The 23,532-nt window shown below is 62.9% G+C and carries 21 protein-coding genes; 8 read left to right on the forward strand and 13 right to left on the reverse strand.

Annotated elements, in window-relative coordinates; all coding sequences use genetic code 11:
* Positions 1–75: 75 nt before the first annotated feature.
* From dut to ubiE, 4 genes are read right to left on the reverse strand one after another with little or no spacing between them, the layout of a single operon-like run.
* On the reverse strand, positions 76–531 hold the full coding sequence (gene dut, locus BUA38_RS14135; protein ID WP_072818546.1) for a dUTP diphosphatase: 456 nt from the start codon (positions 529–531) through the stop codon (positions 76–78).
* Entirely contained in the window at positions 528–1,949 is a 1,422-nt protein-coding gene (gene coaBC / locus BUA38_RS14140) for a bifunctional phosphopantothenoylcysteine decarboxylase/phosphopantothenate--cysteine ligase CoaBC (RefSeq protein ID WP_072818547.1), read from the reverse strand. The genes dut and coaBC overlap by 4 nt, the downstream gene beginning before the upstream one ends.
* 59 nt (positions 1,950–2,008) lie before the next feature.
* The gene (ubiB, locus tag BUA38_RS14145; protein WP_072818549.1) at positions 2,009–3,583 is read right to left on the reverse strand and encodes a 2-polyprenylphenol 6-hydroxylase; all 1,575 of its coding nucleotides are present in this window, start codon (positions 3,581–3,583) and stop codon (positions 2,009–2,011) included.
* Positions 3,580–4,341, reverse strand: coding sequence for a bifunctional demethylmenaquinone methyltransferase/2-methoxy-6-polyprenyl-1,4-benzoquinol methylase UbiE (gene ubiE, locus BUA38_RS14150; RefSeq protein ID WP_072818551.1), 762 nt, complete (start codon positions 4,339–4,341; stop codon positions 3,580–3,582). The genes ubiB and ubiE overlap by 4 nt, the downstream gene beginning before the upstream one ends.
* A gap of 67 nt (positions 4,342–4,408) precedes the next feature.
* Between ubiE and mutM the strand changes: the two genes are divergently transcribed.
* On the forward strand, positions 4,409–5,290 hold the full coding sequence (mutM, locus tag BUA38_RS14155) for a bifunctional DNA-formamidopyrimidine glycosylase/DNA-(apurinic or apyrimidinic site) lyase (protein ID WP_072818553.1): 882 nt from the start codon (positions 4,409–4,411) through the stop codon (positions 5,288–5,290).
* A gap of 9 nt (positions 5,291–5,299) precedes the next feature.
* Here mutM and BUA38_RS14160 read toward each other — a convergent pair whose 3' ends face one another.
* Entirely contained in the window at positions 5,300–6,055 is a 756-nt protein-coding gene (locus BUA38_RS14160) for a ParA family protein (protein WP_072818555.1), read from the reverse strand.
* A gap of 208 nt (positions 6,056–6,263) precedes the next feature.
* Complete coding sequence (locus BUA38_RS14165; RefSeq protein WP_072818557.1) at positions 6,264–7,616, reverse strand: serine protease; 1,353 nt, start codon at positions 7,614–7,616, stop codon at positions 6,264–6,266.
* Between the two features lie 108 nt (positions 7,617–7,724).
* On the opposite strand from BUA38_RS14165, the gene BUA38_RS14170 reads away from it, so the two are divergent.
* Positions 7,725–8,525 (forward strand): HesA/MoeB/ThiF family protein, encoded by an 801-nt coding sequence (locus tag BUA38_RS14170; RefSeq protein WP_072818559.1) that lies wholly within the window; start codon positions 7,725–7,727, stop codon positions 8,523–8,525.
* Positions 8,526–8,565: 40 nt separating this feature from the next.
* Here the strand turns inward: BUA38_RS14170 and BUA38_RS14175 are convergent, their stop codons facing one another.
* Positions 8,566–9,570, reverse strand: coding sequence for an aldo/keto reductase (locus tag BUA38_RS14175; RefSeq protein WP_072818560.1), 1,005 nt, complete (start codon positions 9,568–9,570; stop codon positions 8,566–8,568).
* Between the two features lie 121 nt (positions 9,571–9,691).
* On the opposite strand from BUA38_RS14175, the gene BUA38_RS14180 reads away from it, so the two are divergent.
* Positions 9,692–10,633 (forward strand): LysR family transcriptional regulator, encoded by a 942-nt coding sequence (locus BUA38_RS14180; RefSeq protein ID WP_072818562.1) that lies wholly within the window; start codon positions 9,692–9,694, stop codon positions 10,631–10,633.
* A gap of 108 nt (positions 10,634–10,741) precedes the next feature.
* Here BUA38_RS14180 and BUA38_RS14185 read toward each other — a convergent pair whose 3' ends face one another.
* A complete protein-coding gene (locus BUA38_RS14185; RefSeq protein ID WP_072818563.1) occupies positions 10,742–11,743 on the reverse strand; it encodes a 2-hydroxyacid dehydrogenase in 1,002 nt (333 codons plus the stop codon).
* Positions 11,744–12,101: 358 nt separating this feature from the next.
* Here BUA38_RS14185 and BUA38_RS14190 point away from each other — a divergent pair, with 358 nt between their 5' ends.
* On the forward strand, positions 12,102–12,566 hold the full coding sequence (locus BUA38_RS14190) for an SH3 domain-containing protein (protein WP_425304977.1): 465 nt from the start codon (positions 12,102–12,104) through the stop codon (positions 12,564–12,566).
* A gap of 143 nt (positions 12,567–12,709) precedes the next feature.
* Here BUA38_RS14190 and irrA read toward each other — a convergent pair whose 3' ends face one another.
* Positions 12,710–13,201: an iron response transcriptional regulator IrrA gene (gene irrA / locus BUA38_RS14195; protein WP_072818567.1), complete on the reverse strand. Its 492-nt coding sequence runs from the start codon at positions 13,199–13,201 to the stop codon at positions 12,710–12,712.
* A 512-nt stretch (positions 13,202–13,713) separates the two neighbouring features.
* Between irrA and fabA the strand changes: the two genes are divergently transcribed.
* The 3 genes from fabA (at position 13,714) to fabV (ending at position 16,781) form a co-directional block, all read left to right on the forward strand.
* Positions 13,714–14,244 (forward strand): bifunctional 3-hydroxydecanoyl-ACP dehydratase/trans-2-decenoyl-ACP isomerase, encoded by a 531-nt coding sequence (fabA, locus tag BUA38_RS14200; RefSeq protein WP_072818568.1) that lies wholly within the window; start codon positions 13,714–13,716, stop codon positions 14,242–14,244.
* A gap of 80 nt (positions 14,245–14,324) precedes the next feature.
* Positions 14,325–15,548, forward strand: a complete 1,224-nt coding sequence (fabB, locus tag BUA38_RS14205; RefSeq protein WP_072818570.1) for a beta-ketoacyl-ACP synthase I — start codon at positions 14,325–14,327, stop codon at positions 15,546–15,548.
* A 60-nt stretch (positions 15,549–15,608) separates the two neighbouring features.
* Positions 15,609–16,781: an enoyl-ACP reductase FabV gene (fabV, locus tag BUA38_RS14210; RefSeq protein WP_072818572.1), complete on the forward strand. Its 1,173-nt coding sequence runs from the start codon at positions 15,609–15,611 to the stop codon at positions 16,779–16,781.
* Positions 16,782–16,787: 6 nt separating this feature from the next.
* On the opposite strand, the gene BUA38_RS14215 is transcribed toward fabV, so the two are convergent.
* The 3 genes from BUA38_RS14215 to BUA38_RS14225 form a co-directional block, all read right to left on the reverse strand.
* Positions 16,788–17,384, reverse strand: coding sequence for a glutathione S-transferase family protein (locus BUA38_RS14215; RefSeq protein WP_072818573.1), 597 nt, complete (start codon positions 17,382–17,384; stop codon positions 16,788–16,790).
* Positions 17,385–17,592: 208 nt separating this feature from the next.
* Positions 17,593–18,054 carry a GNAT family N-acetyltransferase gene (locus BUA38_RS14220; protein ID WP_072818575.1) on the reverse strand — a complete coding sequence of 154 codons (462 nt, stop codon included), beginning with the start codon at positions 18,052–18,054 and terminating at the stop codon, positions 17,593–17,595.
* Positions 18,055–18,059: 5 nt separating this feature from the next.
* Positions 18,060–18,992 carry a hydrogen peroxide-inducible genes activator gene (locus BUA38_RS14225; RefSeq protein ID WP_072826116.1) on the reverse strand — a complete coding sequence of 311 codons (933 nt, stop codon included), beginning with the start codon at positions 18,990–18,992 and terminating at the stop codon, positions 18,060–18,062.
* 147 nt (positions 18,993–19,139) lie between these two features.
* Here BUA38_RS14225 and katG point away from each other — a divergent pair, with 147 nt between their 5' ends.
* Positions 19,140–21,287 carry a catalase/peroxidase HPI gene (gene katG / locus BUA38_RS14230; protein ID WP_072818577.1) on the forward strand — a complete coding sequence of 716 codons (2,148 nt, stop codon included), beginning with the start codon at positions 19,140–19,142 and terminating at the stop codon, positions 21,285–21,287.
* A 73-nt stretch (positions 21,288–21,360) separates the two neighbouring features.
* On the opposite strand, the gene pnp is transcribed toward katG, so the two are convergent.
* On the reverse strand, positions 21,361–23,511 hold the full coding sequence (gene pnp, locus BUA38_RS14235) for a polyribonucleotide nucleotidyltransferase (protein ID WP_072818578.1): 2,151 nt from the start codon (positions 23,509–23,511) through the stop codon (positions 21,361–21,363).
* Positions 23,512–23,532 lie beyond the last annotated feature (21 nt).

Consider the following 23,532-nt stretch of genomic DNA (forward strand, 5'->3'; position numbering starts at 1 on the left):
GTCGCACGAAAAAATGCGGGATTAAGTCACCATCGGAGCGACTTTTTAAAGAAAATGCGGCCGGTCTTTTACAGATTAGCGGCCGGTCGAGCCAAAACCGCCGCTGCCGCGCGCGGTGGTGGATAACGCCGCCACCGGGACAAGCTCTGCCTGAACCACTGAGGCGATCACCATCTGCGCGATGCGTTCGCCGCGCCGGACCGTAAACGGCACGTCGCTGTGATTGATCAGCGGCACGCCGATTTCGCCGCGATAGTCCGCGTCCACCGTGCCAGGTGCGTTCAACACGGTAACACCATGCTTTGCCGCAAGGCCCGAGCGCGGGCGAACCTGGGCCTCGTAACCCGGCGGCAAAGCCATCGAAATGCCGGTGGGGACGAGTGCGTACTTGCCCGGTGCGAGAATGATCGGGGCGCCTTCTGGAACCGCGGCGAACAGATCGAGGCCGGCGGCGAGCTCGCTTTGATAGGCTGGCAAAGCCAGGCCTTCGCCGTTCGGCAGTTGCCGGACTTCGACTTTGACTGGATTCATGAAGATGGGCTCACGGTTTTGGCGACATGCGCGATCAGTTCGACGGCGACTTCTTCCTTGGTCATCACGGGCCAGGAATCAACCTCGATGTTCTCGCCATGGCGCGTCAGCAAATGCACGGTATTGCGGTCGCCGCCCATCACGCCGGTGGCCGGCGAGACATCGTTGGCGACGATCCAGTCGCAGCCCTTGCGGGCGATCTTGGTCTTGGCGTTCTCGATCAGGTGTTCGGTCTCGGCGGCAAACCCGATCACGAGCGGCGGCCGCCCGTCTTTGCGATGCGAGATCGTCGCCAGAATATCCGGATTTTCCACGAGCTGGAGCGGCGGCATGCCGGCGGCTGTCTTTTTCAATTTTTGCTCGCCTTCGCTGGCAACACGCCAGTCGGCCACGGCCGCGGCAAAGATCGCGATATCGACGGGCAACGTAGCCTCGACCTGCCGCAGCATGTCGCGCGCGGATTCGACATGCTTCACCGTCACCCCTAACGGGTCATCGAGCTCGACCGGGCCCGAGATCAGGGTGACATCGGCGCCGGCCGCATGCGCGGCGGCCGCGATGGCAAAGCCCTGTTTGCCGGAAGAGCGGTTGGCGATGTAGCGCACCGGATCGATCGGCTCATGCGTCGGCCCGGCCGTGATCAGCATGCGCTTGCCGGCAAGCGGCCTTGGCTGCGGCGGGCGTAACAGGCGCTCGGCGGCGGAGGCAATTTCCAGAGGCTCTGCCATTCGCCCTACGCCGGCCTCGCCTGCTTCGGCCATTTCGCCGGCATTGGGGCCGATCATGGCGATGCCGTCGCGCTGAAGTGTCGCGACGTTGCGTTTCGTCGCGGCGTTGTTCCACATCAGGGGATTCATCGCGGGCGCAAGCAGGATCGGCACATCGGCAGCGAGGAGAATGGCGCTGGCGAGATCGTCGGCTGTGCCATGCGCGATCTTGGCCATCAGGTCGGCGGTCGCCGGCGCCACCACGATCAGGTCGCTGTCGCGCGCGAGGCGAATATGGCCGGCGTCGAACTCGCTGTCGGGATCGAACAGGTCCGTGTAGACGCGTTCATGCGAAAGGGCGCTGGCGGCAAGCGGCGTGACAAAGTGCTGCGCGGCTTTGGTCAGCACGCAGCGGACGTCGATATGCCGCTCTTTCAGCCGGCGGATCAGGTCGAGCGATTTATAGGCCGCGATCCCGCCGCCGATGACCAGGGTCACGCGGGCGAGGCCGTCGTCCGCGCGGGTGGGCGGCAAGCGGCCGGGCGCTGACGCCTGGGGAGCGGCCATAGGCGCGGCGGATGCCCCGTCATGAGCGGCTTCGCGAAGGATAACCCGTACCTCGTCCTCGACCGAACGGCCGCTGCGCGCGGCCCGCAGCCGCAAGGCGTCGCGGATGGCGTCGTCGAGTTTTCGAATGGTCAGGCTCGCCATGGCCGGCTCCGAAAGGGAGTTTCGATAGCGATGCTAGCATTAAAATGATAGCAATGCAATCAAAGCTGACGAATAGCGAACAGGATTCCGATGAAGGTAGCGGCGATGATCCAGAGCGCAATCGTTCGCCAACGGTTCTTGCGGCCCTCGGTCCGGCCCATGGCCGCGATTGACTCTGCTGACAGGGTCAGTCCCTCCCGCGTCATGGTCTCGAGCTGCTCCAGCACGGTGACCGCGCGGGTCGCGAGTGAAGGTAGGCTCGCGGCGACCCGGCCAAGCTCGCCGGCGCCCGACATGACGCCCTCGATACGGCCAACTGGGCCGAGATTACGCTCGATCCATTCACGCACTACGGGATCGGCGACCTTCCAGATGTCGAGTTTGGGGTCGAAACCGCGAGCGACCCCTTCGACCACCACCATGGTCTTTTGCAGCAGGATCAGTTCGGGGCGGGTGCGCATGTCGAACAGGCCGGTGACCTCGAGCAGCAAGGTCAACAGCCTCGCCATCGAGATTTCCTCGGCGGTGCGATTGTGGATCGGCTCGCCGATGGCCCGGATGGCTTGCGCGAAATTGTCGACCGAATGATGCGACGGCACGTAGCCCGCTTCGAAATGCACCTCGGCGACGCGCCGATAATCACGCGTGATGAAGCCGAGAAGGATCTCGGCGAGGAAGCGCCGTTCCTTTGGACCCAGTCGTCCCATGATGCCGAAGTCGACGGCCACCAGCCGGCCTTCATCGTCGAGGAACAGGTTGCCTGGATGCATGTCGGCGTGAAAAAAGCCGTCGCGCAGCGCGTGACGCAGAAAGCTCTGGATCACCTTGCGGCCGAGATCCGGCAGATCGACTTTCGATTGCTCCAGCCGCGCGTGATCGGACAGTGCAATGCCGTCGATCCACTCCATGGTCAGGACGTTATGGGTGGTGCGGTCCCAGTCGACCGTCGGCACGCGAAAATCGGGATCGTCGCGGGTGTTTTCCGCCATCTCCGACATCGCTGCCGCTTCCAGGCGCAGGTCCATTTCCATCGCGACCGAGCGCGACATCGTGTTGATGACTTCGATCAGCCGCAGCCGCCGCGCTTCGGCCGAATAGATTTCGGCTTGATGGGCGACAAAGAAGAAATCGGTGAGGTCGCGGCGGAAACGCGAGGCGACGTCAGGCCGCAGCACCTTCACAGCCACGGTGCAGCGGACGCTGTTACGTTCGACTTCGCCGCGATGCACCTGCGCGATCGAGGCGGCGGCGACCGCGGGGCCGAGGCGGGCAAATGCCTGCGTAACAGGGCGTTCAAGCGATGTCGCGATCACGCTTTCCGCCTCTTCCTGCGGGAACGGCGGCAAGCGGTCCTGCAAGCTTTCGAGGTCGCGCGCCAGCACCACGCCGACCACGTCAGGCCTCGTGGCGAGGAATTGTCCAAGCTTGAGATATGCAGGTCCGAGGCGCGTCAGCGCGCGCGACAGCCGCGGTCCCGACTTGGAGCCGGACCGCTCCAGGATCCGAGCGAGCCGCAGCGCCAACTGTCCCGGCGGCGGCACCAGCGAAGGATCGACCGATCCGAAGACGCCCTCACGCGCAAACACGAACGCGGCGCGGGCGAGCCGCGCGATGTGAAACAAAGCCGAAATCACAGACGCCAGCCCGAATGCAACGCCACGATGCCGCCCGAAAAACTCTGCCAGCTCACGCGGGAAAAGCCGGCATGGCCAATCATCTCGGCAAACGCGCCGGGCTTCGGAAACTTGCGGATCGATTCCACGAGATACTGATACGACTCGGCGTCGCCGGTGACGGCGCGGCCGAGTTGCGGGATCACCTTGAACGAAAACAGATCGTAGATCCGATCGAGCCCCGGCACGTCGACCGATGAGAATTCAAGACACAGGAATCGGCTGCCCGGCCGCAGTACGCGATAAGCCTCGCGCAGCGCGTGATCGATCCGCGGGACGTTGCGGATGCCGAACGCGATGGTGTAGGCGTCGAACGAGGAGTTCGCGAAAGCAAGCTCCTCGGCATTGCCTTCGACAAACGACACGCGATCGTCGAGATGCCGCGCGGCGGCACGTTCGCGCCCCACGCCAAGCATATCGGAATTGATGTCGCACACGGTCGCCTTGAAGCCGCTTCCGCCCGCCTCTGCGGCGCGGAACGCGATATCGCCGGTGCCGCCAGCGACATCGAGCAGGGCAAACGGAATATCGGAGCGCGGCGGATTGAGCGCATTGATCATCAGGTCTTTCCAGACGCGATGCAGGCCCGCCGACATCAGATCGTTCATCAGGTCGTAGCGCCGCGCCACGCTGTGAAAGACGTCATTTACCAGCGTCTGCTTGTCGCCCAGAGGCACGTCCCTGAAGCCGAAATGCGTGGTTTCGTCCGGTTGGTTCATACAGTCACCATAGCGCCCAAGTTCCGATGGGGCTATCACGTCCGTATCTCAAGGTGAACACGGACCTATGCCTGAATTACCTGAAGTCGAGACCGTCTGCCGCGGCCTGCAACCCGCTATGGAAAATGCCAAAATCGTGAAAGCCGAGGTCCGCCGTAAAGACCTGCGATTTGCCTTCCAGAAGGATTTTGTCCATCGGCTGGAAGGTCAAACCGTGACCGGCCTTGGCCGGCGCGCCAAATATCTGATGGCCGATCTCGGCTCCGGCGACGTCCTCGTGATGCATCTCGGAATGTCCGGATCGTTCCGCGTCGTCTCCGACGGCAACGCAAACATGCCCGGCCAGTTTCATCACCCGCGAGCAGAAGATCGCGCCCACGACCATGTGCTGTTTCACATGTCGTCGGGCGCCCTGATCGTCTTCAACGACCCGCGCCGGTTCGGCTACATGAAAATCGTCGCGCGCGGGGCGATCGAGGAAGATCCGCTGCTGAAGGGCCTCGGCCCCGAGCCGCTGGGCAACGAATTCGACGCCGACATGCTGGCGCGCTCATGCGCCAACAAGAAGACCAGCCTCAAGGCGACGCTGCTCGACCAGCGCGTCGTCGCGGGCCTCGGCAACATCTATGTCTGCGAGGCGTTGTTTCGCGCGCGTCTGTCGCCACGAAGATTGGCAGCGACGCTTTCGACCAAAAAAGGGGAGACGACCGATCACGCGCGGCGTCTGGTGGAGGCGATTCACGCGGTGCTCAACCAGGCGATCAAGGCCGGTGGTTCGTCGCTTCGCGATCACCGCCAGACCACGGGCGAGCTCGGCTATTTCCAGCATTCGTTTCAGGTCTACGACCGCGAAGGCGAAAAGTGCCAGACTAAGGGCTGCGGTGGCATCGTGCGCCGCTTTACCCAGAACGGCCGCTCGACCTTCTGGTGTCCGAAGTGTCAGAAATAGGCCGGCGCCTTAAAGGCCGGCATCCCATGAAGTATGGCCGTCGCCCCAGGGCGCGGGCGGCTGCGCGGCCGAAGGCTCCATCAGAACCGCAGCAGCGGTTTCGGCAAGCGCCTGTTGTTTCAGCGCGCCGCCATGGAGCCGGGCCTCGGTCCATCGCCAGAGTTGAGATATCTCTTCCGCAGACTTGCCGCCAGGCGCGTATTCGCTAACGCCGAGGCCTGATGCGAGCGCATCCTGATGGTCGTTGCGCATCGAGATGAAGGGCCGCGCCAGCATGTCGCTCATCGCGCGAGCGTCGTCACCACTAAGCGCATTCGCCGCCTCGTCGATGCGGCGGCCGCGGACCGGTGTCTGGTTCATCACGAAAGCGAAGGGCTTTTGCCAGGCACGGACCGCTTTGAGCGTCGCGGCGCTGGCCTCGATATCGGTGATCGTCGGGCGCGATGGGATAAGGCAGAGGTCGGCGCACTTGATGGCTGCCGCGGTCACCGCGCTGATGCCGCCTGCGGTGTCGACGATGACCAGCGTGACGCCGCCGCGCGCCAGCGCCTCCAGGCGGGCTTCGATGCGGCCGACATTGTAGATGGTCTCGACCATCGGTTCGGCGATGCCGCGCCGGCTCTGCCAGTTCGACAGCGTGCCTTGCGGATCGGTCTCGATCAGCCGCACATTGTGTCCGGCGTCCTTGGCGGCCAGCGCAAGCCCAATCGCCAGCGTGCTCTTGCCGCTGCCGCCTTTTTGCGTGGCCAAAACAATCGTATGCATTCGTCAGGGGTTCCTTGGGTAACTGTGCCCACGGATACGCCGAGCAGATGTGCATCGATTCTGGATGCGGGGGCTGTCCGATTCGGCGAATCAGCGCGACCGACAGCGATTCCTAGCATGCCACATTTGCGGCCGTCTCGGCATCCGGTCGACTACCGGGGCGTGATCAATCTTACGGGAGTGTGGCGATGTCGTCACGCCGGTTCCATCATTTGCGTACGCAGATGACACGAACGACGGCGGATGCCGCATCATTCGAGCCTTGAGTCGACGTTACGCCATTGGATTTGAGGAAATCGCGGACGGCGCCCGCCGATATCAGCACGGATTGTGCAGGAGCGCTGTTCGCAGCGCTGGCGACCGCAACCGGCTTCAACAGCGCCAACCCCGCAAACTTGCCGCCGTTGTCGCGCGCAGCCGCGCCGGAGAAACCGATCGCAGGCGTTGGAGAAAGCGCGAGATCGTTGCCGCTGCCGGCCGGCGTGACCGCCGCCTTGACCGTGGTGGCGGCGCGGCCGCCGCCCTGATTTTGCGGGTCGGAAATGCCGGTCAATTCGATGCTGGCCTTGTCGGCGGTATCGGAAGCGAGGCTGAGTGGCTTCAGTCCGCGCGCGCCATAGACGCGCAACAACGCCAGATCGTGCTCCTTGTCTTCGGCGACACGGTCGGCATTGCCGAACGGCGGAATCGTGATCGCGAGGCATTCGTCGGTCACCAGGCGATCGGTCACGATCGCGCCGTCCTCGCTCACTACGACGCCCGTGCCGTATTCGACGGTCTTGCGCGGCGGTGGTGCCGTATTGACCGGAAACGGGTTGAACGCGCTCGACATCGCAATCACCACCGGCTCGACGGTATTCTCGGTGGCCTGATCGTAGAGGATGGTGAGGATGCGGACTTCGTCGCCCTTGAAGGTGCCGCGCACATAAAATTTCTTCAGGCCCTGCAGGCCCGACAGCACAAAGAATTCCGGCTTGACCACGGTGTAGTCGATCGCGCGCCCAGCGGGCTCTTTCTTTTCGCGGTCGGCGAGTTTGGCCGTGGTCGGGTTCGCTTCCTTGCGTCGCGTCAGCAGGACCTGGATGGTGCCGGTTGGCGAACTCCACTTGGTGCCATTGGCATCGGAGGTCTGCTGCGGCACGAGCTTGGTCGGAATGCCGAGCTGCGCACCGGTCGGCGCATCGGTCACGATCTTCCAGCCGGCATTCTCGCGCCGCCGCCGCCCGGTCTCGGCCAGCACCAGGCGCTCTTTCGGATTGAGCACGCCGGTCGGCTTGCCGCCGTTCGCCTTCTGATATTCCTTGATCGCCTCGACCATCCGTTCGCTGACGTCGCCGGAGATGGCGCCGTTATACTGTCCAACCCAGGCGAGGTCGGCCTGGATCGACATGCGCTCACTCTGGCCCATCGCATTCGCCGTATCGGCGGGCGTTTGCAGTCCGGGGCGCACCGGCACGGTCGCGACCTGCTTTGGCTTGGTGCTGGCGGATGGCGGCGTCTGGGCCTGCGCGGACGTAGACGTGGCGATCAACACAAGTATTGCCGCCGACATAGGTCTCATGACACTTCTCAGGTCCATTGACGCGAGCCCAATTAAGCACATCTGTTGGGTCGGCACCAATGGCTGAAGGGTTCAGCCAGTCGAGGTCGGAAAAGGTAAGTTTGCGACATGTTGAGTTCTGAAGAACTCGAGCGCTATGCCCGCCACATCGTGCTGCATGAAGTCGGCGGACCCGGCCAGACGGCCTTGAAGGAAGCCGCCGTGCTGGTGATCGGCGCGGGCGGTCTCGGTGCCCCGGCGCTGATGTATCTGGCGGCGGCGGGCATCGGCACATTGGGCGTGGTCGATGACGACGTCGTGTCGCTTTCCAATTTGCAGCGCCAGATCATTCACGACACCTTCGATGTCGGAAAGCCAAAGGTCGATAGCTCGGCCGAGCGTATCGGCCGTCTCAACCCGCATGTGAAATTTGCCGCGCATGCGACGCGGTTGAATGCTGACAATGCGATGGAGCTGATCGGCGGCTACGACCTCGTGCTCGATGGTTCCGACAATTTTGAGACGCGTTATCTCGTTTCCGATGCCTGCTTCCTCGCCGCGCGACCCTTGATCACGGCGGCGCTCGGCATGTTCGACGGCTCGCTGACCACGATCCGCGCGCATGAAAAAAACGCCGACGGTCAATTCAACCCGACCTATCGCTGCCTGTTTCCGGAACCGCCGCCGCCCGGCACGGTGCCGACCTGCGCGGAAGCCGGCGTGATGGGCGCGTTTGCCGGTATTCTCGGCTCGATGATGGCGATGGAAGCGATCCGTGAAATTGTTGGCTTCGGCGAGGGGCTGGTCGGACGGTTGTTGATGGTCGATGCCCGCGCGATGCGTTTCGAGACGTTGCGCTACCAGCGTGATCCGTTGAACCCGCTCAATGGCGATGTACTCACCATCACCGATCTGAGCGGGCACAAGTGACATCACTCCCTCCCCCTGAAAGGGAGGAGGTTTGAAGCCTTCACGCCGTGGCGCGCTTCTCGCTGTCCATATGCGCCAACTGCGCGTCCGGATAGCGGTTGCCGGCCGCAGCACCGGGCGGGAACGCTTTCGATAGCGCCGCGAGATGCGCATTCGTCAGCTTCACCTCGAGCGCGCCAAGCGCTTCCGTCAGGCGCTCGCGCCGCCGCGCGCCAACCAGCGGTACGATGTCCGCGCCTTGAGCCGCTACCCAGGCAATCGCGACTTGCGCCGGCGTGGCGCCGATTTCGTCGGCAATCGCGCGCAAGGAGTCGACGAGTGCCAGGTTCTTGTCGAGGTTCTCGCCCTGAAAGCGCGGGCTGTTGCTGCGGAAATCGCGCACATTGGCGCGATCCTTCGACCAGTGTCCGCTGATCAGGCCGCGCGACAGCACGCCGTAGGCGGTGATGCCGATGCCGAGTTCGCGGCAGGTTTTCAGGATGTCGCTCTCGATGCCGCGAGACACCAGCGAATATTCGATCTGCAAATCCGCAATCGGATGCACCGCATGGGCGCGGCGGATAGTCTCGGAGCCCACTTCCGACAGGCCGATATGCTTGAGGTGACCCTTCTTCACCATCTCGGCCATCGCACCGACGGTCTCTTCGATCGGCACGTCGGGATCGAGTCGCGCCGGCCGGTAGATGTCGATCGCCTCGACGCCGAGACGTTGCAGCGAATAAGCGAGAAAATTCTTCACCGCCGCAGGACGACTGTCATAGCCGTTCCAGTTCCTTTCGACCTCGCGCAGCGCGCCGAACTTGACCGAAATCTGCACCTTGTCGTGTTTGCGCGAGGACAGCGCCTCCCGGATCAGCATTTCGTTGTGGCCCATGCCGTAGAAATCGCCGGTGTCGAGCAGGGTGATGCCGGCGTCCAGCGCCGCATGGATGGTGGCGATGCTCTCGCTGCGATCGGCCGGGCCGTAAAAATCCGACATGCCCATGGTGCCGAGGCCGATGGCGGAGGTGGTGGGGCCGGATTTGCCGAGCTTGCGGTGTTCCATCGAGGTTCTCCCGGGATAGCGTGCGGAAAATTCCGCGCCGTTGAAGATGCCCCGATATGACCCGTTCCCATTGAATCGATAAGGTAGACAGTTATGAATAGATTGTTCAATATATCGAACAATGAGCGACCTCGACCTCCGCGATCTCGATGCTTTCGTGGCGATTGCCCGGACCAGGAACTTTCGCCGGGCGGCCCTGCACCAGGATGTCTCGGTTTCCAGCCTGAGCCAGCGGCTGCGTGGCCTCGAAGAGCGGCTCGGCGTGCGGCTTTTCAATCGCACCACCCGCAGCGTCGCGCTGACCGAAGCCGGCGAACTGCTGCTGTCGCGGATCGGGCCGGCGATGCACGCCGTCAATGGCGCGTTCGACGAGGTGAGGGGGCTGCGCGGCGTGCCGTCGGGGCGCTTGCGCATCAACGCGCCGCCGCCCGCGATCGATCTGGTGCTGGCGCCGATGGTCGCGCCGTTTCTCGCTGCCTTTCCGAAAGTAGATCTCGAGGTTATCGGCCAAAGCTCGTTCGTCGATATCGTTGCCGAGGGTTACGACGCCGGGGTGCGCTATGGCGAACATCTGGCCCAGGACATGATCGCGGTCGCACTCGGTTCGCCGCAGCGTTACGCGGTCGTGGCTTCGCCAGACTATATTGCCAGGCACGGCCGGCCGAAGCATCCGAAGGACGTGCTCGAGCACCCCTGCATTCGCGTCCGCTTCGGCAGAGGCACGATGCTGGACTGGGAGTTCGAGAAGGCCGGCCGGGCGGTGAACGTATCGCCGCCGGCCAAATTGATCGTCAACTATCCAGGCGCCGCATACCGCGCCGCCCGCGACGGGTTCGGCTTCTGGCTCACTTTCGAAGGTTACGTGCGTGAAGACATCAAGGCCGGCTCGCTGGTCAGCGTGCTGGACGACTGGTGCGCGCCGTTTCCCGGGCCGTTCCTGTACTACCCGAGCCGCCGCCAGATCCCGCCAGCGCTTGCGGCCTTCATCGCGTTTGTCGGCGAATGGCGCAAGCGCGAGCGCAAGACCTCCGCTGTCGTCCCGGACAAGCGAAGGTCGCCATAGTTCGTCATTGCGAGCGTAAGCGAAGCAATCCAGTCCTTGCCGTAGAAACGATTCTGGATTGCTTCGTCGCTTTGCTCCTCGCAATGACGGGCGGCGGGAGCCGCGCGATCAGAGCATGCTTGGCAGCACGCGATCCGGCGGCTTGTGATTGTCGAGGAAGGTTCTGATGTTGATGATCACCTTCTCGCCCATCTCGACGCGGCCCTCGATGGTGGCCGAGCCCATATGCGGCAGCAGCGTCACCTTGCCGGCCTTGGCCAGCCGCACCAGCTTCGGGCTGACCGCGGGTTCGTGCTCGAACACGTCGAGGCCTGCGCCGGCGATCTCGCCGCTTTCGATCAGTTTGGTCAGCGTTTCCTCGTCGATCACCTCGCCGCGCGCGGTATTGACGATATAGGCGTCCTTGCGGATCAGTTTTAGGCGCCGCGCCGACAGCAGATGGAAGGTCGCCGGCGTGTGCGGACAATTCACCGAGATGATGTCCATCCGCGCCAGCATCTGGTCGAGGCTTTCCCAGTAGGTCGCGCCGAGCTCTTCGGCAATGTGCGGCGCCACGGGCCTTCGGTTGTGATAGTGGATTTGAAGGCCGAACGCGTGCGCGCGTCGCGCGACCGCCTGCCCGATCCGGCCCATGCCGACGATGCCGAGGCGCTTTCCGCCGAGGCGATGGCCGAGCATCCAGGTCGGCGACCAGCCCGCCCAGTTCTTGCCGTCGGTCAGAACCGAGGCGCCCTCGATCAGCCGGCGCGGCACCGCCAGGATCAGCGCCATGGTCATGTCGGCGGTATCCTCGGTCAGAACCTTCGGCGTATTGGTCACGGTGATGCCGCGCGCATGCGCAGCCGTAACGTCGATATTGTCGACGCCGTTGCCGAAATTGGCAATCAGCTTCAGCTTGCTATCGGCCTGCTTGATCACCTCTTCGTTGATCTGGTCGGTGACCGTCGGCACCAGAATATCGGCGGTCCGGACAGCTTCGATCAGCTGGTCCTGCGTCAGCGGTGTGTCGTCGAGATTGAGCCGGGCATCGAACAGCTCGCGCATCCGGGTCTCGATCGAGTCCGGCAGCTTTCGGGTGACGACGACGAGAGGCTTCTTCTTAACCGACATGTCCTGCCCTCATGAGGTTGTTCAGACCTCATTAACCCGGGTGTTCGACACTGCGATGCCGCGTGGTCCGGGCGTTTCCGCTGACGACCCGACGTCGCCGTCGGGTTTTCGCGGGACTTTTTCGGGGTCTTTCGTTCTGGCTTTCCGTCCTCTCTAGCAGAAGGCCGGGCCAAAACAAGAACCCGGGAGGGAACCGGGCTCAAGCCGAGGGCAATCGGCCGGCAGGGGTTTGGGGTCTTACAGGTGCAGGTGTCGCAGCTCGAAGAATTTTGAGCTGATCTCGGCGGGAGACGCGTTGATGGCGTGGGGGCGTTTGTGTTTGGCGGTGCTTGCAGCCGGGCTGTCGGGTGTACCGTCGATGGCTGTCGCAGCGGCGAGGGACACCGCGATGACGACCAGCGGCCTGCCCGTTCCGCGTTATGTCAGCCTCAAATCAGATCATGTGAACGTTCGCGCAGGTCCCACCAAGGACAACGACGTGGCCTGGGTCTATACGCGCTCCGGCCTACCGGTGGAGATCACCGCCGAATTCGAGAACTGGCGCCGGGTACGCGATTCCGAAGGCGCCGAAGGTTGGGTCTATCACTCGCTGTTGTCCGGCCGCCGCACCGCGGTCATCACCATGAAGAACAAGGACGACCTCGCCGCGCTCTATGAACGGGCCGATGCGTCAAGCGCCATCAACGCCCGCCTCCAGGCCGGTGTCGTCGCGCAGGTCAAACACTGTGCCGCCGGCTGGTGCCACGTTGTGGGCAATGGATTTGACGGCTGGATCGAGCAGCAGCGACTCTGGGGCGTCTACGCCGACGAGAAGGTGGACTGAGTTTCGCGGCTGCTCCCGGGACAGATTTCGTCATGGCCGGGCTTGTCCCGGCCATCCACGTTTTGACGCGAAGGAAGAAAGGCGTGGATGCCCGCGACAAGCGCGGGCATGACGGCTGAATTTGCCGGGTAGGGGAAAGTAGCTCAGCGCTTCTTGCGCAGGCGGACGACCATGTCGATCCGCGCGATCTCGTAGCCCTCGGGCACCTCGGGCATTTTCTGCAGCACCAGATGCGGGTCCTCGATATCGACCAGCTCGTGGTTGTTCTCGAGATAGAAATGATGGTGCGCCGACACGTTGGTATCGAAATAGGTCTTGGTGCCGTCGACGCTGACCTGGCGCAGCAGGCCCGCGTCGGTCAATTGATTGAGAGTGTTGTAGACGGTGGCCAGCGACACCGGGACTTTGGCCAGCGTCGCCTCTTCGTAGAGCATTTCAGCGGTGAGGTGCCGCGCGCCCTTGCCGAACAGGAGCCAACCCAACGCCATGCGCTGGCGGGTCGGCCGCAGGCCGGCCGCTTGCAGCATTTCGTTGACGTCGTGCCATGGGCAGCCGGTCAAAGCTGGTTCACGGCCGGTCACGCCAGGCTCGGAACCCACTATTTCGTCGTTCAAAGCAGCACCGTTGTCGCTCATTTCCACGTCAGACTCTGCAAACAACCTCGATATTCCAAGGGAATATAGGGAGGATCGGCATTAGATGCAAGTTTTTCGCAACTAGAACGCCCCCAAAGCATGAAGAGTTAAGCCTGCGGCGGGCAGGAAGCGGCTAATTGCCCGCTAGTGTCCCGATTCCGAAGTTCGTATGATCTTGCGGACCCACGTTTACGAACTTCGGAATCGAAAGGACACTAGCCAAGTTATTAATCTAGTGTGGCTTTTTGGTTCAGAAGTCCGCATGGAGAACGCGCGGCAATGGTGATGCGAACTTCTGAACCCGCCACACCGGTCCGCTTTGCCACCTCCATCCCCTGTGATAGAGAGCGCGAACCTCGGTTGACCCCGGATAGTTATAGGAAAAGCCCGCTGCCGCAGGGTTCCCGACCTGCGCAGTTAAGGGCCAGATTGGCCTAACGGACGTCGGATTCCGCCATCGCGGACCGTGCGCCCCGGATGCCTCCATCGGGATTTTTGACAAGGCTGGCACCATGCTGGATCGGCGCAGCGGTTATGAATATGAGGATCTGCTGGCATGTGCCCGCGGTGAGCTGTTTGGTCCCGGCAATGCCCAGTTGCCGCTGCCGCCGATGCTGATGTTCGACCGCATCACCGACATCAGCGAGACCGGCGGGGAATTCGGCAAGGGACTGATCCGCGCCGAGCTCGACGTCAAATCCGACCTCTGGTTTTTCGGCTGCCATTTCAAGAATGATCCGGTCATGCCGGGCTGCCTTGGCTTGGATGCGATGTGGCAGATGGTTGGCTTCTACCTCGGCTGGGTCGGCGGCGAGGGCCGCGGCCGAGCGCTGGGTCTTGGCGAACTGAAGCTGGCTGGCCAGGTGCTGCCGAATGTCCGGAAGGTTGTGTACAATATCGACATCAAGCGCGTGATGCGGATGAAGCTCTGGCTTGGCATTGCGGACGGCTGGCTTTCCATGGATGACGAGATTATCTATCGCGCCAAGGACCTGAAGGTCGGCCTGTTCAAGCAGGACGCCGCATTGCAGCAGACGGTGTGAACTTTTCACGGGCTTGAAGCGACTCTGGTTAGTCACGAGCGTTACGAAACGAAAGAAGAGAAAGATAAGGTGAGGCGATCATGAGGCGGGTTGTGATCACGGGGATGGGCATCGTCTCGTCGATCGGAAACAACACCCAGGAAGTGCTGTCGAGCCTGCACGAGGCCCGCTCGGGAATCTCGCGCGCGGAGAAATACGCCGAGATGGGCTTCCGCTCGCAGGTGCAGGGTGCGCCGACGCTCGATCCGGCCGGCGTGATCGATCGGCGCGCGATGCGTTTTCTCGCCGAGGGTGCTGCCTGGAATCACGTTGCGATGGAGCAGGCGATCCAGGACGCAGGCCTCGAACCTTCCGACGTCTCCAATATTCGCACCGGCATCATCATGGGCTCGGGCGGTCCTTCGGCGCGCACGATCGTGGAAGCGGCCGACACCACCCGAACCAAGGGGCCCAAGCGCGTCGGTCCGTTCGCGGTGCCGAAGGCGATGTCCTCGACCGCGTCCGCAACCCTTGCTACCTGGTTCAAGATCAAGGGCGTCAACTATTCGATCTCGTCGGCCTGTGCGACCTCCAATCACTGTATCGGCAACGCCTACGAGACCATCCAGATCGGCAAGCAGGATGTGATCTTCGCCGGCGGCTGCGAAGAGCTCGACTGGAGCCTGTCAGTGCTGTTCGATGCGATGGGCGCGATGTCGTCGAAATACAACGATACCCCTTCGACCGCCTCGCGGCCCTACGACGTCAGCCGCGACGGCTTCGTCATCGCCGGCGGCGCCGGCGTGGTGGTGCTGGAAGAGCTCGAGCATGCCAAGGCGCGCGGTGCGCGTATCTACGGAGAAATCGTCGGCTATGGCGCCACGTCGGACGGCTACGACATGGTCGCACCATCGGGGGAAGGCGCCGAGCGCTGCATGCGGATGGCGATGTCCACGGTCGACACCAAGATCGACTACATCAATCCCCACGCCACTTCGACGCCAGCGGGCGACCCTCCGGAGATCGAGGCAATCCGCAGGGTATTCGGCACCGGCGACAAGTGTCCGCCGATTTCCGCCACCAAGGCGCTCACCGGTCATTCGCTGGGCGCAACCGGCGTGCAGGAAGCGATCTATTCGCTTTTGATGATGAACAACGGTTTCATCTGCGAGAGCGCCCATATCACCGAGCTCGATCCGGTCTTTGCCGATATGCCGATCGTGCGCAAACGGATCGACAACGCCAAACTCGGTACGGTCCTGTCGAATTCCTTCGGTTTCGGCGGCACCAACGCGACGCTGGTGTTCAAGCGGCTGGACGCTTGATATCGTCCTGATCGATCGCAGCAGGCTGGCGATTTTACGATTATCCGAAACGGAGTGGGCATGATTATCGAACCGCGCGTGCGAGGCTTTATCTGCACGACGGCGCATCCGGTCGGTTGCCTCCGAAATGTCCGCGACCAGATCGCTTATGTTCTGAGTAAGGGGGCCATTGCTGAGTGCCCCAAGCGCGTTGCCGTGCTCGGATGTTCGACGGGCTACGGTCTTGCGAGCCGCATCGTCGCGACCTTCGCCGGTGGCGCGGAGACCATCGGCGTGTCGCTGGAGCGCGAGCCGACGGCCAATCGGACGGCCAGCGCCGGCTGGTACAACAATCGCGCATTCGAGATCGAAGCCGGGAAGATCGGACGATCGCCGCTCACGCTGGAGGGCGATGCGTTCTCCGATGAGATGAAGAAGAACTTCATCGAGCGCGTGCGCGAAAAATTCGGACAGCTGGACATGCTGGTTTACAGCATGGCCGCTCCGGTCCGCACCGATCCGCAAACCGGCAAGACCTATCGTTCGGCGATCAAGCCGCTCGGGTCGCCGGTCGACATCAAGACCCTCAACACGGAAACCGGCGAGGTGTTCGAGACCACCATTACGCCGGCGAGTGAGGATGAAGCGGCCGCGACGGTTGCGGTGATGGGCGGCGAGGATTGGAAGCGCTGGGTCGACCAGCTTGCGGACGCCGGCGTCCTGGCCCCGGGTTTCCGAACGCTCAACTACACCTATATCGGCAGCGAACTGACCTGGCCGATCTACTGGAACGGCACTCTGGGTCGCGCCAAGGTCGATCTTGATCGCAAGGCGGAAGAGATCCGGGGTCGGCTCGGCCCGGATGCGGCCCGCGTGGTCGCGCTGAAGGCCGTGGTCACCCAGGCGAGCTCGGCCATTCCGGTGGTGCCGCTCTATGGAACGGTGCTGTTCAAGGTGATGAAACAACTCGGGCTTCACGAAGGGTGCATCGAACAGATCGATCGGCTGTTCCGGACTCGCCTTGGCAAGCATGCCGAAGTCGACGATGCGCTGCGCCTGCGGCTCGACGATTGGGAGCTGTCGCCCAAGGTGCAGGCCGAGGTGTCGCGGCGATGGCCGCTGCTCTCCACGGAAACCCTCGGTGAATTGGCCGACCTTGCCGAATACAAGAGCCAATTTCTACGCTTGTTCGGATTTGGCATCGACGGCGTCGATTACGCGCAGGACATCGATCCGCGCATCGTCCCGGGTTAAATCGCTCTATCCCATGACCAGCGCACCGGCGCGCTGGAACGCCGGCCTGCCTGCGCAGGCGTCGAGGTAGCGGTCGAACGACGGGCGGCTCGGCACCATCTTGAACAGCCTGACCGCGAAATTCAGTCCCGAGCCGATCACGATGTCGGCGGCGGAAAAATTCTCGCCGAGTATCCACGAGCCCTTTTGAAGCGCGGCATCGAGCACGTCGTAGACGCGTTGTGCGTCGCCCCAGCCGGCGGCAACCGGATTCAACTCGAGCTTGGTGGCGACCTGCACCATGGCCGGCTCCATGCAGCCTGGTCCGAAGAACAGCCAGTAGTAATATCTCGCGCGCAAGGGATCGCCGACAGGCGGCGCCAGCTTGGCTTGCGGATAGCGCTCGGCAACGTAGGCGCAGATCGCAGCCGCTTCGGCGAGCGTCGTTTCGCCATCCTGGATCGCCGGCACCTTGCCCATCGGATTGACGGCGAGATATTCCGGCGTCTTCTGCGCGCCCTTGCTGATGTCAGTCAGCACGCCTTCATAAGGCTCGCCCGTCTCTTCCATCAGCCAGAGTGCGGAAAACGACCGCGATCGCGGCGACCAATAGAGTTTCATCATGACGGACGTCTCCCTTTTGCCGAGTTGCGTCTACCTTCCAGCACACTGCGAGTATCCGGCCGGCGAATGGATTTTTCGTGACACTATTCCTTGAAGTAGGCAGGAAGCCAATTGTCCAGTCGCTCGGTCAGGAGATTACGAATGCCGTCGCGCAGTATCACGCTTTTCGCCGCTTCTTGCACGACGTCCCGGCAAGACGGTCGATGTGCTATATCGCTTTCTTCCACCGGTAATATTTCATCATGCGCCCCATCGCGGGCTCCAGGGCTTCGCGCTCGTACACGAAACCCTCGCGCTCATACCAGCGCCACGCCTTTTCATTTTCACGCACGCAGCGCAGCCAGATTTCGTCGGGCAAAACTATCCGCGTAAAGGCAAGGAGCTGCCGGCCGATCGAACACCCCTGATGCTCCGGCGCAACGAACAGCATATCCAGATACATCATCGGAATATTGATCGCCAGCATGGCTGCCAGCCTGCCTCCGTCGTCCGCGACGAACAGGCTCCAGCCGTTTTCGACCTCGCGATAAACGCGGTCGCGAAGTTTGGTCAGCAACGCCTCGCTCGCGGTGTCGAGCCCGGTGGAGACCCAGCTCTCCATCCAGATACGGGCGACTTCGTCGTACTCGTCCGGACGGGCCGGGCGAATGACCGGATATGATGTCGTCATAACCTCTATGCCGTGATGCCACGCAGGGCCGGCTCGGTTGCCGGACGGTGACGCATCTTGCCAGCCGACAGGCACACAGCCTCCGAGATCTGCTCGAGCTGGCGCGCCAAGGGACTGCTCTTGCGCCAGACCATGCCGATGGTGCGTGAAGGTTGCGGGTTCTTGAAACGCGCGAGCGAAACGGGGGCCGAGCGGGTTTCGACTTCCACCGCCATCTCCGGGATCAGCGTCACGCCGATCCCGGCACCGACCATCTGCACCAGCGTCGACAGCGAGCTGGCGTCGAGCACCTCGCGTGGCGCCTGCATGTTGCAGAACGACAGCGCTTGATCGCGGAAGCAATGGCCCTCTTCCAGCAACAGCAGCTTCATCTCGCGCAAGGTTTCCCGGTTCGGCGTCGGCATGCCCTCTTGGTCGCCGGGCCGCACAAGCAGGAAGTTCTCCTTGAACAAGGCGATCTCGGTCAGCGATGGCTCGGAAACCGGCAGCGCCACAATGGCGGTGTCGAGCCGGCCTTCGGCAACTTCCTTGATCAGCTTCGGGGTCAGCGTTTCGCGAACGTGGATGTCGAGTTCGGGATGCATGCGTGCGAGGTTCTCGATGATCTTGGGCAGCAAATAGGGCGCGATCGTCGGGATCATGCCGACGCGCAACCGCCCGGCGAGCCGGTCGCGCGAGGCGCGGGCGAAATCGCCGAGTTCGTCGACCGAGCGCAGGATGTCGCGGACACGCTGAAGCAGTTCTTCGCCAAATGTCGTGAGCGCCACCTGCCGCGCGCCGCGCTCCAGCAGTGCACCGCCGAGCGCTACTTCCATTTCCTTGATTTGCATCGACAAAGCCGGTTGCGAGATCGAACAGGCCTCGGCCGCGCGGCCAAAATGGCCATGACGCACCAGTGCATCGAAGTAGCGGAGCTGCCGCAGAGTAATGTTGATCATGAGGCGCCGATCATGTTGGATCATCAGATTATCCTATCGTTGTCATCATTATTCTCTATTTTACCTGATGAAAAGAGCTGCGTAGATTGGCGGCTCGCCAGCCACCCCTGAAGGGCGGAACTCCCGGAACCACAAGAGGAGACGATCATGGACGACCAAGCAAAGTGCCCGTTTACGGGCGGATCACGCGGGCACAGCAACCGCGACTGGTGGCCGGAAACGCTGGACATCTCGATGCTCCACCGCAACTCCGGCCTGTCCGACCCGATGGGCGAGGCGTTCGATTACGCCAAGGAGTTCAAGACGCTCGACCTCAATGCGGTGGTGAAGGACCTGACCGCGCTGATGACGACGTCGCAGGAATGGTGGCCGGCGGACTTCGGCCACTATGGCGGCCTGATGATCCGCATGGCCTGGCATAGCGCGGGCACCTATCGCATCACCGACGGCCGCGGTGGCGCGGGCGCCGGCCAGCAGCGCTTTGCGCCGCTCAACAGTTGGCCTGATAACGCCAACCTCGACAAGGCGCGTCGCCTGTTGTGGCCGATCAAGCAGAAATACGGCCGGAAGATCTCCTGGGCCGACCTGATGATTCTCGCCGGCAACGTCGCGCTGGAATCGATGGGCTTCAAGACGTTTGGTTTCGCCGGCGGCCGGGCCGACGTCTGGGAGCCGGAAGAGCTGTACTGGGGTCCCGAAGGCTCGTGGTTGGGCGATGAGCGCTATTCCGGCGAACGCCAGCTCGCGGAGCCGCTCGGTGCGGTGCAGATGGGTCTGATCTACGTCAATCCCGAAGGGCCGAACGGCAACCCCGATCCGCTCGCGGCTGCGAAAGACATTCGCGAAACCTTCTTCCGCATGGCGATGAATGACGAAGAGACCGTTGCGCTGATCGCCGGCGGCCACTCCTTCGGCAAGACGCATGGTGCCGGCGATCCGTCGCTGGTCGGAGCCGATCCGGAAGGCGGCGCGATCGAAGATCAGGGCCTCGGCTGGAAGAGCACGCACGGCACCGGTGTCGGCGCCGACGCCATTACCGGCGGTCCCGAAGTCACCTGGACCCAGACGCCGACCAAGTGGAGCAATGCGTTCTTCGAGAACCTGTTCAAGTACGAATGGGAACTGACGAAGAGCCCGGCCGGCGCCAAGCAGTGGAAGGCGAAGGGTGCGGAAGCCACGATTCCCGACGCCTATGACAAGTCGAAGAAGCATGTGCCGACCATGCTGACCACCGACCTGTCGCTGCGCTTCGATCCGGCCTACGAGAAGATCTCGCGGCGCTTCCTTGAGCATCCGGATCAGTTCGCCGACGCCTTTGCGCGCGCGTGGTTCAAGCTGACCCACCGCGACATGGGCCCCGTCGCACGCTATCTCGGTCCGCTGGTGCCGAAGGAGACGCTGATCTGGCAGGATCCGATTCCCGCCGCCAAGTCATCGATCAGCGACGCCGATATCGCCGCGCTAAAGACCAAGATTCTCGGCTCGGGTCTGACGGTGTCGCAGCTGGTCTCGGCCGCATGGGCGTCGGCATCGACGTTCCGCGGCTCCGACAAGCGCGGCGGTGCCAACGGTGCGCGGATTCGCCTTTCGCCCCAGAAAGACTGGGAGGTCAACCAGCCGGCCGAGCTCAAGACGGTTCTCGGCAAGCTCGAAGCAATCCAGAAGGAGTCGGGCAAGGTCTCGCTGGCCGACCTGATCGTTCTCGGCGGCTGTGCGGCGGTCGAAAAGGCCGCCAAGGATGCCGGCGTCGACGTCAAGGTGCCGTTCACGCCCGGCCGCGCCGATGCCTCGCAGGACCAGACGGATGTGGAATCCTTTGCGCCGCTCGAGCCGCGGGTCGACGGCTTCCGCAACTACACCAACGGCAAGAAGCATCAGTTCATGGCGCCGGAAGAAGCGCTGGTGGACCGGGCGCAATTGCTGCGACTGACGGGGCCCGAGATGACGGCGCTGGTCGGCGGCTTGCGCGTGCTCGGCGCCAATGCCGGCAATTCGAAGCACGGCGTTCTGACGCAGAAGCCGGGCACACTCTCCAACGACTTCTTCGTCAACCTGCTCGATATGGCGACCGTCTGGCAGCCGGCGGCCGACGGCACTTATGAGGGCCGCGACCGCAAGACCAAGGCGGCCAAGTGGACCGCCACGCGCGTCGACCTGATCTTCGGCTCGCACTCGCAGCTTCGGGCCTTCGCCGAAGTCTATGCCTGCGCCGACTCCAAGGAAAAGTTCGCCAAGGATTTCGTGGCGGCCTGGACCAAGGTCATGAACGCGGATCGCTTCGACCTCGCCGCGTAAGCTCGGGCGAACACCAAAACAAAAGGGCGGCTGAAAAGCCGCCCTTTTTCATTTGCCGTTGATGGTTTGGCGATTACTCGCCGGCCACAGCCGCCGGAGCGGCCTCGGGCTTGTGCTTTTCGAGGTCTTCGCCGGTCGTCTGGTCGACCGCCTTCATCGACAGCCGCGTCTTGCCGCGGTCGTCGAAGCCGAGCAGCTTGACCCTGACCTTGTCGCCTTCCTTGACGACGTCGGAGGTCTTCTGCACGCGGCTCGAAGCGAGCTGGCTGATGTGAACCAGACCGTCCTTGGCGCCGAAGAAGTTCACGAAAGCGCCGAACTCCATCACCTTGACCACGGTGCCCTCGTAGATCTGGCCGACTTCGGGTTCCGAAGTGATCGACTTGATCCACTTGATCGCGGCCTTCATCGCTTCGCCATCGTTGGAGGCGACCTTCACCGTGCCGTCGTCCTCGATGTTGATCTTGGCGCCGGTCTTCTCCACGATTTCGCGGATCACCTTGCCGCCGGTGCCGATCACTTCGCGGATCTTGTCGGTCGGGATCTTGAAGGTCTCGATGCGCGGGGCGTATTCGCCGAGTTCGGCGCGTGCCGCCGTCAGCGCCTTGGACATCTCACCCAGAATGTGGATGCGGCCTTCCTTGGCCTGGCCGAGCGCAACCCGCATGATCTCTTCGGTGATGCCCTCGATCTTGATGTCCATCTGGAGCGAGGTGATGCCCTGGTCGGTTCCGGCGACCTTGAAGTCCATATCGCCGAGATGATCCTCGTCGCCGAGGATGTCAGAAAGCACCGCATAGCGCTTGTCTTCGAGGATCAAGCCCATCGCGATGCCCGCGGTCGGCCGCTTCAGCGGCACGCCGGCATCCATCAGCGCGAGCGAAGCGCCGCAGACCGAAGCCATCGAAGACGAGCCGTTGGACTCGGTGATCTCCGAAACCACGCGTACCGTGTAGGGGAATTCGTGGTGCGGCGGCAGAACGGGGTGGATGGCGCGCCAGGCGAGCTTGCCGTGGCCGATCTCGCGCCGCTTGGTGCCGCCGAGACGGCCGGTCTCGCCGACCGAGTAGGGCGGGAAGTTGTAGTGCAGCAGGAACGTCTCTTTGTAGGTTCCCGACAGCGCGTCGATGTACTGCTCATCTTCGCCGGTGCCGAGCGTGGTCACGACCATCGCCTGGGTCTCGCCGCGGGTGAACAGCGCCGAACCGTGGGCGCGCGGCAGCACGCCGACTTCGGCGACGATGTTGCGCACCGTCTTGACGTCACGGCCGTCGATGCGCTTGCCGGTGTCGAGAATGTTCCAGCGAACGATCTTGGCTTCGAGCTCCTTGAACACGCCGGCGACGCGAAGCTTGTCGTATTTCGGCTCCTGGCCTTCCGGGAAGAAGTGCGCGATCGCCTTTTCCTTGACGGCGCCGACCGCGGCATAACGCTCCTGCTTGACCGGAATGGCGTAGGCCTTGCGCAGGTCCTGTTCGATCAAGCCGAGCATTTCCTTTTCGATCGCGGCATTGTCGATCGCCGTGACTTCGCGCGGCTCTTTCGCGGCCTTTTCGGCCAGCTCGATGATTGCGTTGATCACCGGCTGGAAGTGGCGATGTCCGAACATCACCGCACCCAGCATCACGTCTTCGTTGAGCTCCTTGGCTTCCGATTCCACCATCAGCACGGCGTCCGCAGTGCCGGCGACGACGAGGTCGAGCTGGGTCTCGGTCATTTCGTCGAGCGTGGGATTGAGGATGAATTCGTCGTTGGCGAAGCCGACGCGCGCGGCGCCGATCGGACCCTTGAAGGGTGCGCCGGACAGCGTCAGCGCGGCGGATGAGGCCACCAGCGCCACGATATCGGGATCGTTCTCCATATCGTGCGACAGCACGGTGACGATCACCTGGGTTTCGTTGCGCCAGCCGTCGACAAACAACGGGCGGATCGGGCGGTCGATCAGGCGGGAGACCAGCGTCTCCTTTTCAGTAGGACGGCCTTCGCGCTTGAAATAGCCGCCGGGAATGCGGCCTGCGGCGTACGTCTTCTCCTGATAATCGACCGTGAGTGGCAGGAAATCGACGCCCTCGCGGGGCGATTTCGCGGCGACGACGGTGGCGAGCACGATCGTTTCGCCATACGTGGCGACAACGGCGCCGTCGGCCTGGCGGGCGACTTTTCCGGTCTCGAGCTTGAGGGGACGTCCACCCCAGTCGATCTCGACTGAATGAGCTTTAAACATAGCAATCTTCTTTCATGTGTT

The organism is Bradyrhizobium erythrophlei, from assembly GCF_900142985.1.
GTDB classification, from domain to species: domain Bacteria; phylum Pseudomonadota; class Alphaproteobacteria; order Rhizobiales; family Xanthobacteraceae; genus Bradyrhizobium; species Bradyrhizobium erythrophlei_B.

What these genes read in the sequence shown, in the direction of transcription:
- dut (WP_072818546.1), bottom strand. Translation starts at nt 531, where the DNA reads ATGAATCCAGTCAAAGTCGAAGTCCGGCAACTGCCGAACGGCGAAGGC.
- coaBC (WP_072818547.1), bottom strand. Translation starts at nt 1,949, where the DNA reads ATGGCGAGCCTGACCATTCGAAAACTCGACGACGCCATCCGCGACGCC.
- ubiE (WP_072818551.1), bottom strand. Translation starts at nt 4,341, where the DNA reads ATGAACCAACCGGACGAAACCACGCATTTCGGCTTCAGGGACGTGCCT.
- mutM (WP_072818553.1), top strand. Translation starts at nt 4,409, where the DNA reads ATGCCTGAATTACCTGAAGTCGAGACCGTCTGCCGCGGCCTGCAACCC.
- BUA38_RS14160 (WP_072818555.1), bottom strand. Translation starts at nt 6,055, where the DNA reads ATGCATACGATTGTTTTGGCCACGCAAAAAGGCGGCAGCGGCAAGAGC.
- BUA38_RS14165 (WP_072818557.1), bottom strand. Translation starts at nt 7,616, where the DNA reads ATGAGACCTATGTCGGCGGCAATACTTGTGTTGATCGCCACGTCTACG.
- BUA38_RS14170 (WP_072818559.1), top strand. Translation starts at nt 7,725, where the DNA reads ATGTTGAGTTCTGAAGAACTCGAGCGCTATGCCCGCCACATCGTGCTG.
- BUA38_RS14175 (WP_072818560.1), bottom strand. Translation starts at nt 9,570, where the DNA reads ATGGAACACCGCAAGCTCGGCAAATCCGGCCCCACCACCTCCGCCATC.
- BUA38_RS14180 (WP_072818562.1), top strand. Translation starts at nt 9,692, where the DNA reads ATGAGCGACCTCGACCTCCGCGATCTCGATGCTTTCGTGGCGATTGCC.
- BUA38_RS14185 (WP_072818563.1), bottom strand. Translation starts at nt 11,743, where the DNA reads ATGTCGGTTAAGAAGAAGCCTCTCGTCGTCGTCACCCGAAAGCTGCCG.
- BUA38_RS14190 (WP_425304977.1), top strand. Translation starts at nt 12,102, where the DNA reads ATGGCTGTCGCAGCGGCGAGGGACACCGCGATGACGACCAGCGGCCTG.
- irrA (WP_072818567.1), bottom strand. Translation starts at nt 13,201, where the DNA reads ATGAGCGACAACGGTGCTGCTTTGAACGACGAAATAGTGGGTTCCGAG.
- fabA (WP_072818568.1), top strand. Translation starts at nt 13,714, where the DNA reads ATGCTGGATCGGCGCAGCGGTTATGAATATGAGGATCTGCTGGCATGT.
- fabB (WP_072818570.1), top strand. Translation starts at nt 14,325, where the DNA reads ATGAGGCGGGTTGTGATCACGGGGATGGGCATCGTCTCGTCGATCGGA.
- fabV (WP_072818572.1), top strand. Translation starts at nt 15,609, where the DNA reads ATGATTATCGAACCGCGCGTGCGAGGCTTTATCTGCACGACGGCGCAT.
- BUA38_RS14215 (WP_072818573.1), bottom strand. Translation starts at nt 17,384, where the DNA reads ATGATGAAACTCTATTGGTCGCCGCGATCGCGGTCGTTTTCCGCACTC.
- BUA38_RS14220 (WP_072818575.1), bottom strand. Translation starts at nt 18,054, where the DNA reads ATGACGACATCATATCCGGTCATTCGCCCGGCCCGTCCGGACGAGTAC.
- BUA38_RS14225 (WP_072826116.1), bottom strand. Translation starts at nt 18,992, where the DNA reads ATGATCAACATTACTCTGCGGCAGCTCCGCTACTTCGATGCACTGGTG.
- katG (WP_072818577.1), top strand. Translation starts at nt 19,140, where the DNA reads ATGGACGACCAAGCAAAGTGCCCGTTTACGGGCGGATCACGCGGGCAC.
- pnp (WP_072818578.1), bottom strand. Translation starts at nt 23,511, where the DNA reads ATGTTTAAAGCTCATTCAGTCGAGATCGACTGGGGTGGACGTCCCCTC.